Consider the following 18,712-nt stretch of genomic DNA (forward strand, 5'->3'; position numbering starts at 1 on the left):
ACTTTGGGTTCCATTCACCTTACCAACAGCACGAAGCCATTGCATCATATCAACCTTTTATAATGATTATAAATCCGTCCTAATATTGGCGGAATACAAAGAGAGAATCAGGGAAGGATTGAGATATTCAATGACTGGAACTAATTATCCAGTCCCCACGCTTTGAGCTTGCGATAGAGGGTGGCTCTGTGGATGCCGAGCATGCGGGCAGCTTTGGCCTTATTGCCTTCACATTGAGCCAACGCTTCGAGGACATACTCCTTGTCCACCCGGCGAACCGGAACAACCGGATGAGGGTAGTCTACCGACTCAGGAGTGTAATGAGCGTATTGCGGCACACCGGCCTGAGGAACAGGCGCATGGGGGGCATAGGTCGGGGCCGGGTGATACGCCTGCTGGGCAGGGGGTGCATAGGCAGGCTGCGCCCCATAAGTATGGTGCTGCGGAGCTGCGACCATGGAAGAAGCACGCATCTGATCTACCAGATCACGGCGCAAATAATTGGCGATGATTTCCCCGCCCGGGGAAAGGATGCAGGCATGTTCAAGGATATGACGCAACTCTCGGATATTACCCGGCCAGGAATAGCTCATGAACAGATCCATGACCTCGGACGACACCTTTTTGAAGGCCTTGTTGAACAGACCGGAGAAGATCTCAAGGAAATGGTCGGTCAACAGGGGGATATCCGCCTGTCTGTCCCGAAGCGGTGGCAACAGCACGGGCATGACGTTGAGACGGTAATAAAGATCCTCGCGGAATGTTCCCAGACGAACAGCTTCACGCAGATCCACATTGGTGGCCGCGATGATGCGAACGTCAGCGGAGTGGGTCTTGGACTCGCCCACACGCTCGTATTCCTTCTGCTCCAGAAAACGTAACAGCTTCAGCTGGATAAGTGGAGATATGTCGCCGATTTCATCAAGGAACAACGTACCGCCCTGGGCTGCCTGAATACGCCCGACCTTGTCACGCACCGCGCCTGTAAACGCGCCACGGACATGCCCGAAAAGTTCGCTTTCCAACAGGCTTTCGGAAAGGGCCGAACAGTTCACCTTGATCAACGGGGCTCCAGCACGGGAACCGCCATAGTGCAGGGCCTCGGCCACCAGCTCTTTACCGGTGCCGGACTCGCCCAGAATGAGCACGATGGAATCCAGCGACGAGAGCTGCTCCAGCAGCTTGTAAATGTCTTGCATCTTGGAGCTTCGACCGATGATCCCACGGAAACCGTGGCGTTCGTGCAGCCGTTTCTCCAGATCAGCTATACGGGAAACGTCGCGCACCACCAGAACCGCACCGGTGTGTTGCTTGTTCTGATCGATGAGCGGTGTACAGTTCAGTTCTACCGTACGCTGTCCCAAGGTCGGCACATCCAATTCAGCCTCATAACTGCGAACGGCCTTGTTGGATCGAAGGACCTGTTTGAGCACGCTCAGGCAGGGATTCCCGGGCTCGGCAACTTCCTGATAATCCACTCCCTGCACCCGGTCCCGGTCAAGACTGAGCAAGGTTCCCGCTGCGCTATTGGTGGCAATGATATTGAACATGTTATCCACAGCCAGAATGGCATCAGGAATACTGCGGAATGTGGCTTCCAGATTGAGCCGGTACTGCTCCTTCTCCGCCGTGGCGAGATCCAGCGCCTGCTCGGCATCTTTTCTCTCGGTGATGTCACGTCCTACGGCCTGAATCTCAACAACCTTTCCCCGGTGGTTGAGAATGACACGATTGGTCCACAGTATCCAACGGGCCTCGCCATCAGCACGTTTTACATGCTGCTCGCGATCAAATACCGGCTTGCCGGGGCCTGCATCCTGCAACCACGATTTGAGATCACGCCGCTCGTCCTGCGCAAGTTTCGGAAAAAACTCCTGTCCGATGATGTCATCTTCATCCACACCGAAGAAGCGGGCATAAGCGCCATTAACGAAGTTAAGCCGTCCGTCAGGATTATAGCGGCAGATCAACTCGGTCTGGTCTTCGACAACGGCCCGGTATAGGCGCGCACCTTCTCGCAGGGCCTCTTCAACTACCTTGCGCTGGGAAATATCCTGAACAAAGGCCGTGGTCACCTCTCGCCCGTCATGGACGAAATGGCTCATGGTGACTTCAGTGGGAAACGTCGTGCCGCCATTACGCTTATGATAGCGCAGTGGCACTCGCTCCACGCCGTTTCGCACGGCCTCCATGGAGCGTTCTGGCTCATCGGAAATATCGCGGATGGACAACTTGCGCATGTCCTCAGTGGAGTATCCATACAGGCGCCGGGCAGCCGCGTTGCAGTCCAGAATCGTGCCGTCATTGCGATCAAACATGATGATGGCATCCCTGGCCGCCTCATATACAGACCGGTACCGCTTCTCACTCTCGGCCAACCCCACTTCGGATCGACGCTGGGCTGTGATGTCACGCGTGGTCACGACAAACCCGGCCTGCATGTCCTCATTCTCGACCGGGCGAACCATGGTGATATAGACCGCACCGGAGCGATACTCCTCAATCCGCTGCGGCAAATTGGTGGAACGCGCCTTGGCAATGGCTTCTTTCTGGAGGGACGCCGACAGGCTGGGCAGCAACGTCAGGTAGTCATTGTCCACGGCTTCATCCACAGAGGTCTGAATCAGACCTGCGCCGGCTTCATTGATACGGGTGACAGAACCCTCTGCGTCCAGCAGAAAGACCGCCTCGTCTCCGGTGTTGATAAGAGCATCAAGGAAATTTCTAACCAGCCCGAGTTCATGCACGCACTTGCGCTCACGGACCATGTCCGCTTTGTAAGCGACACCTCGTCGGGCAAGCATCTCCAGACGATTTCGATCCACGGGCTTCAGGAGATATGTCATTACTCCCAGTTGCTGCACCAGATCACCGGGGCGGTCCATATCTGCCGGCACCAACAGAATCACCGGAACGTCGTAGCCCTGCTTGAGCGCCGTGGACCTTAAGTTGGCGATCTCATCCGATGCCCCGGCTTGAGCAAAGACAAGATCCGGTTCTTCCTGCCGCATGAAATCCACAGCGCCAGGCAAATCTGCAACAGTCCGGACTTGGTATCCCTTGGCCGTTAACAGATCGCTGACAAGTGCGCGTATGTTTTCGTCGCTGTCTGCAACAAGAATGATAGAACTCACTGAAAATCTCCTGAAAACACCCATACATCACTTGTGGACTGATAACCAGCCCCCTCTAGCTGGTTCATATCCGATTCTCCTGTCATTTTTCATGACATAGGTGTATAGGGAAAAGTGAGGGAAAAATTTAAGCATAAGGCAAAAGGAGGAGAAATCATGTCAAGTTACACTGAATCCGATCTTCCGGTTGACGTCCATCACGGTGAGATCATCACTCTTGCAGACGGAACAACGGTCCGTTTCGAATCCAACGGCGAAGCTAAAGACATCATGGTCAACGACAGCTTCTCACCGGCCACCACACTGTTCCCGGGCAACGCATACACTGTGCAAACCGCTCAGGGAGAGTACACGGTGACCTGTGAATTTGGCGACATCATGCATATTGCAAAAGCATAACCGGCCACGCGCCGACGAGACTGCCCCGGCCTAACCACCGGGGCTTTTTTGTAACGCCCCCTTGAAGACAACACATCCACTTCAGCACGAACTTGTACAAATCCATATCTCCACTATATGCACAGCATAGAGGTTGATGCATGACACGGTTGCTTTCCACTTTTCTCACATTCATGCTGCTGACACTCGTCATTCCGACCGTCAGCTTTGCCGAAGGCGACGCCATGTGGTTCGAAACCATGGAGGACACGTCAGCAGTAGCAGAGAAAACCGGCAAGTCATTCACCGACAGAATCGTCCTCGCGCCAGTTCCCATGATCAACCCTACTCTGGGCGGGGGAATTATTGGTGTCGGCATGTACATGCACCCCGAAGATGATTTCGGGAATGATAGCCAAGGAGAGAACAACGCCACCCGCCACTCAATTTCAGGCGTCGCGGGAATGCTCTCGACCAACAGAAGCTGGGCTGTCGGTGGATTCCACAAAGGATTTTACGCTAACGACAAATTCCGAGGCACAGCTCTCCTTGGCTACGGAGAGTTCAACCTGAAATTCTATGGCATCGGCGATGACTCCATCCTCCGCGATAGACCCATCAAGTATACCGCCAACATCACGGCCTTTCAGCCAACCTTTCTCGCGAAGATTTCGGACAACTGGTTCATCGGTCCCAGATACAAACTCTTCAACTGGCACCTCGGCTTCAATCTGTCTGAACTGCATAACAAGCTGCCGGACCTGAAACAGAGCTTCACCACCGGTGGTTTTGGACTGGCCGGGGAGTGGGACACCACTGACCACAGCGTCTATGCCACCAAGGGCGGCAAGTTCGAGTTCTCCCTCATGGACTACAGGGATGTCTGGGGCGGAGACCTTACCTACGCAAAGTCGGAAATGAACTATAACCACTACTGGTCCCCCACCGACAGGCTCGTACTGGCAGGCCGGGCCGACCTGAACCTGTCCACGGGCAGCACACCGTTTTTCGACATGCCGTTCCTGCATCTTCGCGGCTTTCCTTACGCCCAGTATATCGACAAGCAATCCGCTTCCATTCAGGCCGAAGCCCGATATGAGATATCCAAAAAATGGGCCGCCAACCTCTTTGGCGGACTGGGCTGGATCGGCGAATCTCCCAAAGAACTCTACAAACGCCCTGTCATCCCCACTGGCGGCGCGGGCATCCGTTATCTCATCTCCGAGGAACAACGCATGTATATGGGAATGGAAGCAGCATTCGGACCAGACTCCAAGGCGCTGTATTTCCGAATTGGGGAATACTTCTAAGCGGTTCTCACTTTTTTCTGAAAAAACACAACATTCATTGATTATAATTGTCCATTGCTTTGATTTTTGGTCAAAGTTGGCGCATAGTGAATAGACACCTAAGAGACTCACCCGGATCACTCGCAGCAAGTCGGGCATCGGAACTGAACAGTGTCAGGAGGGGACAGGATGGCCAAGGTACTCATCGCTGAAGACGACAGAATTTCCCAAAAACTTGCCCTCAAGATAGTAGAGGAAATGGGCCACGTCGGGTTCATCAGCCCGCATGGAAAGCATGCGTACGAAGCGCTCACGGCCAGCAACGACTTTGACTTGCTTCTCACCGACATCATGATGCCGGAGATGGATGGGCAGCAGCTCATCAAGACCATCCGGGGGGACCAGCAGTTCACGGACTTCCCCATTATCATCATGTCCGCGGTGGTGGGTGTAAACGACATTTCCAATCTCCTGAAACTCGGGGCCACCCTCTTTCTGGCCAAGCCCCTCGACCGGGCGGAGCTTCAGAGCTACATCAGACGCTGCCTTGGAGAAAAGGAATAGCATCCCGAACCAAATCAGCCGCCTGCGCCGAAAACGCAGGCGGCTTTCTTTTGCGCAAAGGTTGCGCTCTCCCCGGTTGCCGGGTATCCCATGCTATGTATAGGGAACGCATCCGGTCCGTAGTCGAGTACAAGGAACACGCATGAACATACTCATCACTCACAATAACTTCCCCGCCCAGTTCCGGCATGTCGCCGAATACCTTGGCCGTACGCCCGGTAACAAGGTGGTCTTTGCCACCAAGAATCTGCGCAAGGAGTGGTTCATTGATGGAGTGAACAAGGTGCTGTTCAAACCGGATGGCGAACTCCCCGAATCCCCGCACTACCCGCTCGTCAACAATTTCGAGGAAGCCATTCGCCACGGCGTCGGCATGGTCCGCACCTGCAATGCACTCAAAAAGAAAGGATTCATTCCAGACGTCATTATCGGCCACTCGGGATGGGGGCAGACCATGTTCCTGAGGGATGTCTACCCGGACACGCCCTTCATCGGCTACTTCGAGTGGTACTACAATGCGAACAGCCCGGAGACGACCTTTGACAAACGCCGCCGCAGTGACGGGCAACTGGCCCAACTGCGTCTGCGCAACACCGCCATCCTCCACGATCTGGTGGCATGCCGCCACGGTATTACACCCACTGCATGGCAGCGCTCCCAATTCCCCTCTGAATTTCAGCCAAAGATCGCCCAGATACATGACGGCATCAACACCCAATATTTCGCTCCGGCAGAAGGCGGCAGGCTCCCCATTGAAAAACTGGACCTGCCCAATGCCGACCTGACCGGAGCCAAGGAACTGGTGACTTACTGCTCCCGTGGCCTGGAGCCCTACCGCGGGTTCCCGCAGTTCTATGAAGCCCTGCCTGCCATTCTGGAAGAACGCCCCGACTGCCATGTGCTCATCGTGGGCGAAGACCGTGTCTGCTACAGCGCAAAGCTGCCCGACGGACGCACCTACAAGCAGGAGATGACCGAGAAGATCAAGGTGGACGAAAAACGCGTCCACTTCACCGGCCCCCTGCCGTACGGCCTCTACAAGCAGGTTCTTCAGGCCTCATCGGCTCATATTTACCTGACATGGCCCTTTGTGCTCTCATGGTCTTTCCTTGAGGCCATGTCCTGCGGCTGTCTCATGGTTGGCTCCAACACCGAACCCGTACGAGAGGTGCTTCGTCACCGCGAGAATGGATTGCTCACCGACTTCCATTCATCAGAGAAGATCGCCAAGACCGTGATCTTTGCCCTGAACAGGCAGGACTCTCTCACTGACCTCAGAAAAAACGCACGCCAGACCATTCTGGACAAGTACTGTCTCAGCAAGTGTCTGCCCGTGCATCTCAACCTATTGGCTCAGGCGGCCAAGGACGGCCCTGGTCGCTTCAAGTAACCCTCAACCCGGATTACAAATGAAAAGCATCAAGAATCTGTTATTTGCGGTTGTCCTCACCCTGATCATGGCCACTCCCGGCCTGGCGATGGACAAGGAAAACACCCTGCTCATGGACCTTCCCACCGGCCGTGTGATCATTGAAATGTACCCCAAACTGGCACCCAAACACGTCGAACGCATCAAGGAACTCGTCCGTATGAAGTTCTATGACGGACTGGTCTTCCACCGCGTCATCGAAGGCTTCATGGCACAGGGCGGCGATCCGACCGGCACGGGCATGGGCGGCTCCGGCGAAAAACTGCCTGCTGAATTCTCCCGTGTCCCCTTTGAGCGCGGCACTGCTGCCATGGCTCGCGCCAATGACCCCAACAGCGCTGACAGCCAGTTCTTCATCTGCTTCACCCGCGTTCCCAGCCTGGACCGCAAGTACACCATCTGGGGCAAAGTCGTCTCCGGCATGGAGCACGTGGACAAGATCAAGAAAGGCCGTGGGCAGAACGGCATGGTGAAAGACCCCGACGCCATCGTGCGCATGCGCATTGCAGCTGACGTCTACTAGCCGCAGCTGCGATAGATACAAAAAAAGGCGCGCTCCATATGGAGCGCGCCTTTTCATTATCCATACTGATTCAACTACTTGTTGAGGTAGAGGAATCGCTTGATCTTCTGAGTGGGTGTCTTCTCGAACGGTTCACGCTGTTCCATGACACGAGTGAGACGGGCAAAGGTGGAGACCTTGGAGTTGACTTCCTTGCGGATGTCCTCCAGCAGTTTCTGCACCTTGGCGCGGACTTCGGATTCAATCATGTTACCCACGCCAAACTCTTCATCCAGCGCGTCATAGTTGAGGTGAATCTTGGCCACCAGCTTCCCATCATCTTCGTAGGCGAGGGATTCCATGACGTGATCACAGGTATTGATGATCGCTTCCACTTCTTCGGGATAGATATTCTCACCGCTGGGACCAATGATCACGTTCTTGAGGCGCCCCTTGATATAGAGGTAGTTGTCGTCATCAAACACACCGAGGTCGCCGGTCTTGAGCCAGCCGTCTTCGGTGAAGGTGTTCTCAGTGTCCTTGGGAGCCTTGTAATACTCGCGCATGACGTTGGGTCCCTTAGCGAGGATTTCGCCTTCACCAGTCTCCGGATCAGGATCTTCGATCTTGAGGCGGATGCCGGGGAGTGCCGGACCAATGCCGCGCAGGCGCTGCTTGCCGGGACGAGTACCTGCCAGCAAGGGCGAGGTTTCAGTCATGCCGTAGCCGATGGCGTAGGGGAAACCGGCGTCATTCAGGAATTTCTCCACTTCAGGAGCGATGGCTGCGCCACCGATGCACATGCAGCGAAGTTCGCCGCCAAAGGCCTCGATGAGCTTGCCACCTGCGATCTGGGAGACCTTGCGACGGGCTGCACCGATCTTGAGCAAGCTGCCGACCACACCCTTACGGTTGAGCTTGGGCCTGATGCGCTTCTTGTAAATTTTTTCGATGATCAGCGGGACCACACACATGACGGTTGGACGAACCTTCTGCATGGCGGGCAACAAGGTCGTAGGAGTCGGCGGACGACGCAGGTAGTGGATGGAAGAACCGCAGTGAATGGGAACCAGCGTACCCACCGTAGATTCGTAGGTGTGGGACATGGGCAGCACGGAAAGAAAACGATCTTCCTTGTAAACCGGGATAGTCTGGATACCCGCGATAACGTTGGCGACCAGATTGCCGTGGGTCAGAACCACGCCCTTGGAGTGACCAGTGGTGCCTGAAGTGTAGAGGATCACTGCCACGCTGTCCTTGGTAAGAACAAACACCTTACCGGTCTTGCTATCGAAGAACTTGCGTGCCTTGAGGCTGAATTCGCCGAACTTGGAACGGGCAGTGTCTACCGCACCGGAAATCTTGGCCTTAGTGTCATCATCGACCTTGTCCATGAGCTTCTGGGCCTTTTCGCCCAGCTCATCGAACTTATCCCTGGCGTTCTCGACAGCCTTGCTCTCGGTTTCGCTGTCAATGAACTTGCGGGCTTTTTCGCCCAGTTCTTCAAAACGCTCACGAGCGGTGTCCACGGCTTCATCAAAGGTCGTCTTGGGAGCGTCCTCATTGATGATGGACAGGTCGTTCATGCAGATGACCGTCTTGAGATGGGGCAGGTTCTCCCCTTCCACCTTCTCCATGTAACGTTCCGAAGCGATGACCACCTTGGCCTCGGAGTGGCGGAGGATGTGATGCACCGCGCTGTGATGGAATTCCTGCAGAATAGGAACCGCGATGGCACCCATGGTGGTGATGGCGAAATAGGAAATGGCCCAGTTGGGCATGTTTTCGCTGATAATGGCGACCTTGTCTTCCGGCTTAATCCCGCAGCCGGCCAACATGATACCGAGGTCACGAACCTTTGCCTGCATCTGGGCGTAGGTCATGGGTTCGTCGCCCACGAAGCTGAGGGCTTTCCTTTCGGCGTACTGGGCTACGGAGCTATCCAGCAGGTCTTTGAGAGTCTTGATCTGATCGTTCACGCGGTCCTCCAAAAGATGATGCGCTGCATGCGCGTAAGAGCCATATCATCTCAGGCTACGGCGTCAAGCATCTGTTTTCCGTTTACGCACGGCAGCGGAGAGGCGGGAGAGAACACCGACCAGGTCCACGAACTCCACCGGCTTGGCTAAATAATCATCCATGCCCGCTGACAGAAACTTCTCCCGGTCCCCTTTCATGGCATGCGCCGTCAGTGCCACGATAGGCATATCAGCCCGGGCAATGTACTCGGGATACTCCCTGATGGCCCGGGTAGTGCTCAGGCCATCCATGTTGGGCATCTGGATGTCCATGAGTGTCACATCGAAATCGTTCCACTTGAGCAATTCCAGCGCCTGAAGGCCATCCACTGCCTCGGTGACCGTATGGCCGAGCTTCTCCAGATGACGCTTCACGGACATGCGGTTGACCCGCTCATCTTCCACCAAAAGGATATTCAAAGGCTCGACCTGAATAGCTACTGACGCAGGCAGATCGTCGGTCATGGGAACACCGAGTCCGGCCTGCACCTTCACAAACAGGTGGATTCTCGTCCCCCGCTCGCCACCGCTTTCCACGGCAATCTCACCGCCCATGAGGTCGACGAGCCGCTTGACGATGCCGAGGCCAAGGCCAGTACCACCGTAACGACGGGTGTAGGAACCGTCAGCCTGTGAGAATGCGCGGAATACCGACTCGATCATATCGTCCGGAATACCAATGCCTGTATCGGACACGGTGATGAAAAGCCGCATGGGTTCGCCCGTTGCAACTGGAGGCAGCTTCCATGACTCCACGGTCACGCTGCCTTTGGGCGTAAATTTCACGGCATTGCCCACCAGATTAAACAGAATCTGCCGGATACGCGCCTCGTCACCAATGATAATCTGCGGCATGTCCTCGGCGATTTCCACCTTCATATCAAGCTGCTTATCACTGGACTGAACCGTGAAGTTATCGAGCACGCTATTGACCATATGACGGAAATCGAACGGCTCTTCTTCCAAAATGAGCATCCCGGCTTCCATCTTGGAGAAGTCGAGGACGTCATTGATGACGCGTAACAGGCTGCGCCCCGAAGTAAGTGCGGTAGCCACAAAGTCGCGCTGTTCGTCATTGAGTTCGGTTTCGTTCACCAACTGGAGCATGCCGAAGATACCGTTGAGGGGCGTCCTGATTTCATGGCTCATGTTGGCCAGAAATTCACTCTTGGCCCGGCTGGCCAATTCTGCGGCCTCCTTGGCCTCCACCAGTAACTGACCGGAGTGATTCCGCTCTTCTTCCACGCGCATGGCGGCCACGATAATACCGATAAGCCGCTCATCTACTGCGGAAGGCTCGTAGTCATCCTTGAAAAAGACGCTCAGTACACCGGCTGGGAGCCCGTCGACACGCACCACATGCCCGGCATAGGTCTCGGCCTCCAGAACTTCCACGTCCGGATCGGTCAGGACAAAACGGGATTCCTGCAACTTGCGAACGACATACATGCCCTCCACATTGCGCCCGATCAGATCATGAGAGAGGTGCCCGGACACCACTTCGGACCCCAGATGCTCTTCCATGTTCCAGGCGCTTACCGTCACCAGACTGGCCTGACGTGCGCGACAGTAAAACGCGACACTGCCGCCAAGCAGTTGCCCCGCCAGATAGGTCAGACGAGTAATGTTTTCATCCGGCACAGAGCCGAATTCCAGCATACACTCGTTGATACTGGCCAGACGGTTCTCGGTCTCCTTGCGCGCCGTGATGTCGTAGGCAACACCGGTCATACGCAAAGGCTGGCCGGTCTCTGTCCGCTGGGACACACGACCACGGGAAGAAAACCAGCGCCACTCCCCGCTACGAGTACGCAGACGGAACTGCTGGTTGAGACTGGTGTTCTCGTTCTCCAGCGCACGGCGCATGTCATCCTGTACCTGATCATAATCCTCAGGGTGCAGTCGGACCAACCAGTCGTCATAGGTATCGCCCAGCTCGGACAAGGTGTACCCCAGCATCTCGGCGTAGCGTTCGCTGAAGACCATGGAACCGGTCACAACATCCCAATCCCAGAAGGCAAGATCACCGCCCTTGACCGCTTGGTCGAGGCGTTCTTCACTTTCCATCCGGGCCTTTTCCGCGGCCACACGCTCGGACACGTCCACCACGGTGATAAAGTTATGTATTTCTTCATGGATGTAGAGCGTACTGATGAAAAGCTCCACATCACGAACCCTGCCGCCAGCGAGGCGGTGTTTGGCCATGAGGCGGTTGCGCCCCTGACTGATTTCCTGAAGGTATCGTTTGACCTTGGGCAGGGGCTCGGCATTGACATCAAAGAGACTCATCCCGATCAGCGCCCCGGCAGGATAACCGTAAAAAGACTCGGCAGACGGATTCACCTCTACAATTTCATGGCGCGCACCGTTAACCAGCAATTGCGGCAACATATTGTCGGTGAACATGGCGCGGTGGCGCTCCACACTCTCCCACAGGGCGACCTGTGCACGCTTTCTGACCTTGGTTTCCTTTTCAAGTTCCTCTTCACGGCGAGAAACTTCCGAGGACGTCAGCGTTAGCCGTTGCCACAACCACAGGCCACCGACTAGCAGCACGGTAACAAGCAGGACGATGCCGGCTACCAGATAGGGTGAATCGGTAAGAAGATCGAAAGAACGAACCGGAGCCAACCACTTTTCCAGACCAATATAGTAGGCAGAGCGGCTATTTTCTTTGAGCTTGCCCAGATGCGCATCCAGCTCCTGCAACAGCCCTTCCCCGCTGACCATGGACACGCCGAAGCGGATGCTCACGGGATTGAAGAGCACAGTGGACGCGTGTACGCCCATACTCTCGGAATGGCCCAGACCGTAGAGTCGATTGGCAATACCGGCATCCACGGACTTATTGGCAATGGCCCGGAACACATCGTGATAGCTGTCGAACTGGATCAGGGTAAAACCGGTACCAAGACTACCGGCCAGATTCTTGAAGACATCGGCGTTGGGATCACCCTTGACCACGCCGATGTACCGCCCTTCCAGATCCTGGATGTTGTTGACGGCCAGATGGGAGACGTACACCGCTCCCCAGTCGGCGATGATGGAATGGGTGGTGAAGCGGAACTTGTCCGCATTGTCATAACTGAACGGCAAAGCAGCGACGATATCCACATCGCCACTTGCCAGCCAATTGTAAGTATCGCTGCGGTTGCCCCGGCGGAAATGGAGCTTCCAACCGGACTGGGACGCGATCTCCTGCAGGATATCGATGCTGAGCCCCTGAGGCCTGCCTTTGTCCCCACGAAACGAGAGAGGGGCATCTTCATAATAACCGACCCGAATATCCACCTCAGCCGCCGCAATGCACGGCAGCAGGCAGATAATCAGAACTATGAATGCCAACCAGCGTTTCAAGCCTCTCGTCTCCTCTTGTTTGTTAGCAGGCTTTCACCATGCCGCACGAACAAGACGCTATACTACATATCGAGAGCCTTTTCATCCATTATATATACATGGGAAAATACTGTTACAATTCTTCTGAAAAAGCCAGTTCCACACATTTTTCCGCGTGAATGCGGCAGGTATCCAAAACCGGCACATCAGTATCCTTCGGCGTAACCAGCAACCCGATCTCGGTACATCCCAAAATCACGGCCTGTGCGCCCTGTGCAGCCATGTCTTCGATGATGCGGACATACTCCTTTCGGGCCGCATCCGTGAACTCGCCTTTACACAGTTCGTCAAAGATGACCTTGTCCACCAATTCGCGATCCGCTCTGGACGGCACAATGGATTCGATGCCGTTTTCAGCAAGACGATCACGATAGAACGGCTTCTCCATGGTGAAGATGGTGCCGAGCAGGCCGACCTTGGTGGCACCCTGCTCCTTGCAGGCCGCAGCCGTGGCATCAGCGATATGAACCAGGGGGACATCTACGGCATCCGCCACCTGCGGAGCCACCATGTGCATGGTGTTGGTGCCGATGACCATAATGTCTGCGCCCGCCTTCTCCAGCGTGCACGCCGCACCGGACAGTTCCTCGGCGATGGCGTCCCAATCCCCTTTGAGCATATGGGCGCGCAGCCCGGCGAAATCCACGCTGAACATGATGATCTTGGCCGAGTGCAGCCCGCCGAGGCGGTGCTTCACGGTTTCGTTCATGACACGGTAATATTCAGCCGAAGATTCCCAGCTCATGCCGCCGAGCAACCCAATAGTCTTCATCATGATCTCCTGTGATTATCCTAAAAAGTATCGTCCGGCGGCGACCAACCCCATGCCGAGGGCAACGGTGCCGAAGAAGCTCTTGGTTTTCCACGCCAGCAGGAAGGCGGGAATGGCTGCCCAGAGGAAGAAATTATCGCCCGAGAAATCAAAGGCGTTCTCCTTGAGCAACAGGGACGGGAACAGCATAGCCGACAAGACGGCTGTGGGCACGTAGGAAAGCCAGCGCACCATGGGTTCGGGCAGGGAGCGAGAGGCCAATGCCAACATCGGGGCCACGCGGGGAATATAGGTGACAATGGTCATGCCCACGATGGTCAGTATGACTATCTTTTCATCCATGTCTCGACTCCTGCGCCAAAGGTTGCGCCAAGCAAGGTGGCAATAATGACACTCCACTGATCCGCGCCCGACTGCACCAGAATGATGGCAGCCATGCCGGTGAATCCGGCCACGAACACATGCAGTCCGTTCTTCACCTGCATAGTGAGGAGCGCAATGAACATGGCGGGCAAGGCGTAATCCAGCCCCAGCGGTTTGACATCCGGGATGGCGGAGCCGGTCATGAATCCGACCCACGAGGCCACGATCCATGAAACGTGAGCGATCATGTTGGTGTAGATGGACACCCGCTTGGACAGGTCGCCATTACCGAAGCGCGCAGAGTGGACAGCAAAAGATTCGTCCGTGATCTCGTAACCGAAGATGACGAGTTCACGCTTCTTCCAGCTGCGCAGGTACGGGGCCAGCGAGGCGGACATGAGCAGATGACGCAGATTGACCACAAAGGTGGTGGCAATAATGGACAGGGGCGGCATGCCTGCGGCGAACATGGCCACGGCGATGAGCTGGGCCGACCCGGCAAACACGATGGTGGACATGAGCACCGTGCTGAGCATGGACAGCCCGGTTTTGTGGGCCAGCACGCCAAAGGCCGCCCCCACGGGCACATAGCCCATGATGATGGGCGATGCATGGCCGAAGGCTTGCGCCAACGGCGATTTCACCCGCTCGTTTTCAATAACATCCGTTGTCATTTTCTCTCTCTCCTTCATACGAGGTTTCTCTCTCAAACCGTCACTTGCAGTAAAGGAGAAAAACTGCCATCAGTACAGATACAGTTTTCACAAAGATCAAGCATAACAGTTTTGCATTTTCCATGGGGTAATCATGAGTATGACAACCATGAACAACGACGTATACCGCTATCAGGCCGTGGAGAAACACATCCTGGGCATGGTGGAAAACGGCGCACTGCAACTTGGCGAAAAGCTCCCTTCACTGCGCAAGCTGAGCACCAATCTGGGCGTATCCATCTCGACGGTTAATCAGGCATACGTCGAGTTGGAGCGCAAGGGGGTCATCGAATCCCGACCCCGGTCCGGCTTCTTCGTCAAGCAAAAGGCCATGCGCCTGCCACGGACCGAGTCCGGCCCTACGCCCATGGAAGCCCCCCGTCCCGTAACTCGCATCGGCCTCATTCAGACAGTGCTCGAATCGGTGGGCGGCACCGACACCAATGAAATTCCACTGGGCGTCGTGGCGCCGGGCACTCCCCTGCTCCCGCTCAAGGAGCTGGGACGCATCACCGCTGCCATGATCCGCGACAATCCCGAGCGGGCACTGGCGTATGCTCCCATCCCGGGTGACGACGAACTCATCAGACAGATCGCATTCCGCTCCATGGAGCTCGGCATCCCGGCAGGACCGACTGATCCGGTCATCACCGCGGGCTGTATGGAAGCCCTGTATCTGGGCATGCGCTCCATCACCCGTCCCGGTGATACGGTCCTCATCCAGTCCCCCACCTATTACTGTTTCCTGCAACTGCTGGAGACCCTCGGCCTGCGCGTCATTGAGATCCCCTCTGATCCCGAAGGCGGCGTTTCTCCGGCCGAGCTTGCTCATGCCCTCAAGACCTTCGACATCTCCGCCTGCATCCTTGCACCCAATTTCAACAACCCGGATGCCAGCCTTACACCGGACGAAGCCAAGCAGGAGATCGTGCGCCTACTGGCCGAACGCGATATTCCGCTGGTGGAGGACGATGTTTACACGGACCTTCACTTCACTCCCAAGCGGCCCGGCACGTACAAACAGTTCGACGAGAAGGGACTGGTTCTCCTGTGTTCCTCCTTTTCAAAGACCATTGCTCCTGGCTATCGCGTGGGATGGATGCTGCCCGGCAAGTTCCGGCAGAAGGTGCTGGAGATAAAGGCCACCACCAATGTCTCCACCTCGGCTCCAGGGCAGATGGCCATCGCCGAATACCTGAGACAAGGGCGTATGGAACGCCAGATCAAGCGACTGCGAAACGCCATGGAAACACAGATGGACACCATGCAGCTCCATCTGGAACGACATTTTCCGGTCGGCACTCGTGTCACCCATCCTCGTGGCGGCAGCGTGCTCTGGCTGGAGTTGCCCAAGCAGGTGGATTCGGTGGAGCTCTTTTTTCAGGCCCGCGCCAAAAGCATCGGCATCGCACCCGGCCCGATCTTCTCCACGCAGGACAAGTTCTCCAATTACATCCGCCTGAGCTGCGGCGCGCCATGGAGCGAACAGATGCGACAGGGCATCGAGACACTTGGCGGCCTGGCCACAGAGCTGGCTCAGAAGTAGCATAAGCATCTGTCAATCGGTAACTTTCCGCTTTACCACTCAAACCCGCAGGCGTAGTGTGCATCAGCCGCATCTACGGCTGAGAGGTTACCGATGACACCACGTCCCATATCCGACAAAACCAGCGGATTCCTTGCTGCCTTGGGGGCCTTCATGGCCTGGGGCTTTCTTCCCATGTACTGGAAAGAGGTTCAGTCCGTTGCGCCTTTGGAGATCCTGTGTCACCGCATCGTCTGGTCACTGGTCTTCATCGCGCTGGTGTTGACCATAAACAAACGGTGGGCCGAAACCTTTGCGCCCATGCGATCCTTCAGGAATGTCGGCATCCTCGTCCTCAGCAGCCTTTGCATCGGTACCAACTGGCTCCTTTACATCTGGGCCGTGAACACCAACCACGTTCTGGAATCAAGCCTTGGCTATTACATGAATCCTCTCATGAACGTGATCCTCGGGTTCATTGTTTTCCAAGAGCGCCCGTCCCGCATGCAGTACGTGGCCATCGGACTGGCCGCCATGGGCGTGGCCAACGCCGTGATCAGCTACGGAGAAGTACCGTGGGTCTCACTGGCCCTTGCCATCTCCTTTGCCTTCTATGGACTGCTCAGAAAAATCGCTGCCGTGGAGTCCCTGCCCGGCCTGTTTCTCGAGACCCTGATTCTTGCGCCTGTTTCCCTCTATTACATCCTGCACTTGCAGGTTGAAGGGACCAGTGGGTTTCTCGCTGGCGACATGCATGTGGACCTCTTCCTCATGGGTGCCGGAGTAGCCACAGCCATGCCGCTCATAGGATTCGCCTTTGGTGCACGGCGGCTACAGCTCTCCACACTCGGCATTTTGCAATACCTTGCACCGAGCATTGCCTTCCTGTTGGGTGTATTTCTCTACCACGAGCCCTTCGGCTCCAGTCAGTTGATCACATTCGCCCTGATCTGGTCGGCTGTGGCCGTCTATTCGGCGGAATCCATCATCACCATTCGCAAGCAACGCCGCTTAGCCGGCAGCGAAACCTAAACCGAAACAAGAGGTTGCAACGCAATCATTCTGGACTTGTCAGAGTCTCATTAATCGTTTATCGTCGATCAACGATTAACGGAGATTTTCATGACGCCATTCAACGACGACAAGCTGGCTGATATCTGCAAAGCGCTGGGACACCCGGCGCGCATAAGCATCCTGCGCCAACTCATCAAGGAAGACCGCTGCATCTGCGGCCGAATAGTGGAAGCGCTTCCTCTTGCCCAATCTACGGTGAGCCAGCACCTAAAGGTGCTCAAGGAGGCCGGACTGGTACGTGGCGAGATAGAAGGCCCAAAGACGTGTTATTGCATTGATAAGGAAACACTCTTTCGCCTGGGCCTGACCATGGACTCACTGATGCCGGAAAACGAGGTGCAACCATGACCTTGAACAAACCTCCCTTTGAGCCCATGGATATGATGGACCCGAAGGACTGTGCGCCCACAGTCTGCACGTCCACTGACTGCGCTCCGGGCACGCCTACGGCGCCGGAAGACGACGCGCCCTGTTGAGGCCCCAAGCCTGTCCCCCGTGCCGGGGACTTTGAAAAGCCGGGCTATGCACTGGAACCATTCGTGGATGGGTTCCTCGACACCGCTGTCGGTCCCGTCCCTCGCGTGGCCACCGATTTGAACTTCAAAGACATGCTCGGGACCATCGGCGCCCGAACAGGGTATGGCCGTTACGACTACAAGGTCGTGCCGGGGCTGTATTGTGTGGGCAACCCCACCCCCGAGTCACAAGTCCTTGTCACCGCCAACTACAAACTCACTTTTGACGCCGTACGCAAGGAGTTGGGCGGTCAGGATGTCTGGCTGCTCATCGCAGATACCCGCGGCATCAACGTGTGGTGTGCGGCGGGCAAGTCCCTTTTTTCCACCGAAGAGATTGTCCTGAGCGTTCAAAAAGCCCAGCTGGACAAGGTAGTATCCCACCGCACCCTTATCCTGCCGCAACTCGGAGCAACCGGGACCTCGGCCACGGCCATTCGCAAGCAATCGGGGTTTACGGTTGTATACGGACCTGTTGAGGCCCGAGACCTGCCTGCCTTCATTGCGGCCGGAAACAAGGCCGACGAGACAATGCGCACTGTCACGTTTGATCTTGTTCAACGCGCAGAACTCATCCCCGTTGAAGTGTTCCAGTTCGTCAAGCCCATGGCTATCGTGATGCTGGCAGTATTCCTTCTGTCCGGTATCGGTTCGGACTTTTACTCCATGTCCGCGGCATGGAGTCGCGGGTTGACCTTTGCCGGAGCCAGCATCCTTGCCATACTGGCAGGATGTGTTGCCGTCCCACTACTCCTGCCCCACCTGCCGTGGCGACACTTCTCTGCCAAGGGAGCCCTGACCGGAGGACTGGCTGGCATACTCGCGACGAGTCTGTTCAATGGAGAAGGAGCAACACAAGCCGCTGCTCTGCTCATTTGGAACATCACCGCCGCATCCTACCTTGCCATGAACTTCACTGGTTCCACGCCGTACACTTCGCCCACAGGCGTCGAGCGTGAGATGCGCCAATCACTGCCGTGGCAAATCGGCGGAGCACTGGTCGCCACCATACTCTGGCTGGCAGCACCGTTTATATAGGA

At 56.0% G+C, this 18,712-nt stretch carries 15 protein-coding genes; 9 read left to right on the plus strand and 6 right to left on the minus strand.

What is annotated here, in order from left to right; translation table 11 throughout:
- Positions 1–140 precede the first annotated feature (140 nt).
- A complete protein-coding gene (locus HFN16_RS00600; protein WP_247648391.1) occupies positions 141–3,134 on the minus strand; it encodes a sigma 54-interacting transcriptional regulator in 2,994 nt (997 codons plus the stop codon).
- Positions 3,135–3,290: 156 nt separating this feature from the next.
- On the opposite strand from HFN16_RS00600, the gene HFN16_RS00605 reads away from it, so the two are divergent.
- From HFN16_RS00605 to HFN16_RS00625, 5 genes are all read left to right on the plus strand, one after another.
- Entirely contained in the window at positions 3,291–3,533 is a 243-nt protein-coding gene (locus HFN16_RS00605) for a hypothetical protein (protein ID WP_168888852.1), read from the plus strand.
- Positions 3,534–3,673: 140 nt separating this feature from the next.
- The gene (locus HFN16_RS00610) at positions 3,674–4,822 is read left to right on the plus strand and encodes a hypothetical protein (protein WP_168888853.1); all 1,149 of its coding nucleotides are present in this window, start codon (positions 3,674–3,676) and stop codon (positions 4,820–4,822) included.
- Positions 4,823–4,990: 168 nt separating this feature from the next.
- On the plus strand, positions 4,991–5,365 hold the full coding sequence (locus HFN16_RS00615) for a response regulator (RefSeq protein WP_168888854.1): 375 nt from the start codon (positions 4,991–4,993) through the stop codon (positions 5,363–5,365).
- 142 nt (positions 5,366–5,507) lie between these two features.
- A complete protein-coding gene (locus HFN16_RS00620) occupies positions 5,508–6,755 on the plus strand; it encodes a glycosyltransferase (RefSeq protein ID WP_168888855.1) in 1,248 nt (415 codons plus the stop codon).
- Between the two features lie 19 nt (positions 6,756–6,774).
- Entirely contained in the window at positions 6,775–7,317 is a 543-nt protein-coding gene (locus HFN16_RS00625) for a peptidylprolyl isomerase (protein WP_168888856.1), read from the plus strand.
- A 74-nt stretch (positions 7,318–7,391) separates the two neighbouring features.
- Here the strand turns inward: HFN16_RS00625 and HFN16_RS00630 are convergent, their stop codons facing one another.
- The 5 genes from HFN16_RS00630 to HFN16_RS00650 all read right to left on the minus strand — a co-directional run bounded on the left by HFN16_RS00630 (position 7,392) and on the right by HFN16_RS00650 (position 14,519).
- Positions 7,392–9,275 (minus strand): AMP-binding protein, encoded by a 1,884-nt coding sequence (locus HFN16_RS00630; RefSeq protein ID WP_247648392.1) that lies wholly within the window; start codon positions 9,273–9,275, stop codon positions 7,392–7,394.
- Between the two features lie 63 nt (positions 9,276–9,338).
- Positions 9,339–12,671 carry an ATP-binding protein gene (locus tag HFN16_RS00635; RefSeq protein WP_168888858.1) on the minus strand — a complete coding sequence of 1,111 codons (3,333 nt, stop codon included), beginning with the start codon at positions 12,669–12,671 and terminating at the stop codon, positions 9,339–9,341.
- Between the two features lie 112 nt (positions 12,672–12,783).
- Positions 12,784–13,485, minus strand: coding sequence for an aspartate/glutamate racemase family protein (locus HFN16_RS00640; protein WP_348771066.1), 702 nt, complete (start codon positions 13,483–13,485; stop codon positions 12,784–12,786).
- A gap of 12 nt (positions 13,486–13,497) precedes the next feature.
- Positions 13,498–13,824, minus strand: coding sequence for an AzlD domain-containing protein (locus tag HFN16_RS00645; protein ID WP_168888859.1), 327 nt, complete (start codon positions 13,822–13,824; stop codon positions 13,498–13,500).
- Positions 13,809–14,519: an AzlC family ABC transporter permease gene (locus HFN16_RS00650; protein WP_168888860.1), complete on the minus strand. Its 711-nt coding sequence runs from the start codon at positions 14,517–14,519 to the stop codon at positions 13,809–13,811. Before HFN16_RS00650 ends, HFN16_RS00645 begins: the two co-directional genes overlap by 16 nt.
- 133 nt (positions 14,520–14,652) lie before the next feature.
- Between HFN16_RS00650 and HFN16_RS00655 the strand changes: the two genes are divergently transcribed.
- The 4 genes from HFN16_RS00655 (at position 14,653) to hgcA (ending at position 18,710) form a co-directional block, all read left to right on the plus strand.
- On the plus strand, positions 14,653–16,104 hold the full coding sequence (locus HFN16_RS00655; protein ID WP_247648393.1) for a PLP-dependent aminotransferase family protein: 1,452 nt from the start codon (positions 14,653–14,655) through the stop codon (positions 16,102–16,104).
- A gap of 93 nt (positions 16,105–16,197) precedes the next feature.
- Positions 16,198–17,115 (plus strand): EamA family transporter RarD, encoded by a 918-nt coding sequence (gene rarD / locus HFN16_RS00660; RefSeq protein ID WP_168888861.1) that lies wholly within the window; start codon positions 16,198–16,200, stop codon positions 17,113–17,115.
- Positions 17,116–17,205: 90 nt separating this feature from the next.
- Entirely contained in the window at positions 17,206–17,505 is a 300-nt protein-coding gene (locus HFN16_RS00665) for a metalloregulator ArsR/SmtB family transcription factor (protein ID WP_168888862.1), read from the plus strand.
- The gene (hgcA, locus tag HFN16_RS00670) at positions 17,502–18,710 is read left to right on the plus strand and encodes a mercury methylation corrinoid protein HgcA (protein ID WP_264175419.1); all 1,209 of its coding nucleotides are present in this window, start codon (positions 17,502–17,504) and stop codon (positions 18,708–18,710) included. The genes HFN16_RS00665 and hgcA overlap by 4 nt, the downstream gene beginning before the upstream one ends.
- Positions 18,711–18,712 lie beyond the last annotated feature (2 nt).

The sequence above is a fragment of the Pseudodesulfovibrio sp. zrk46 genome (assembly GCF_012516435.1).
Classification (GTDB): Bacteria; Desulfobacterota; Desulfovibrionia; order Desulfovibrionales; family Desulfovibrionaceae; genus Pseudodesulfovibrio.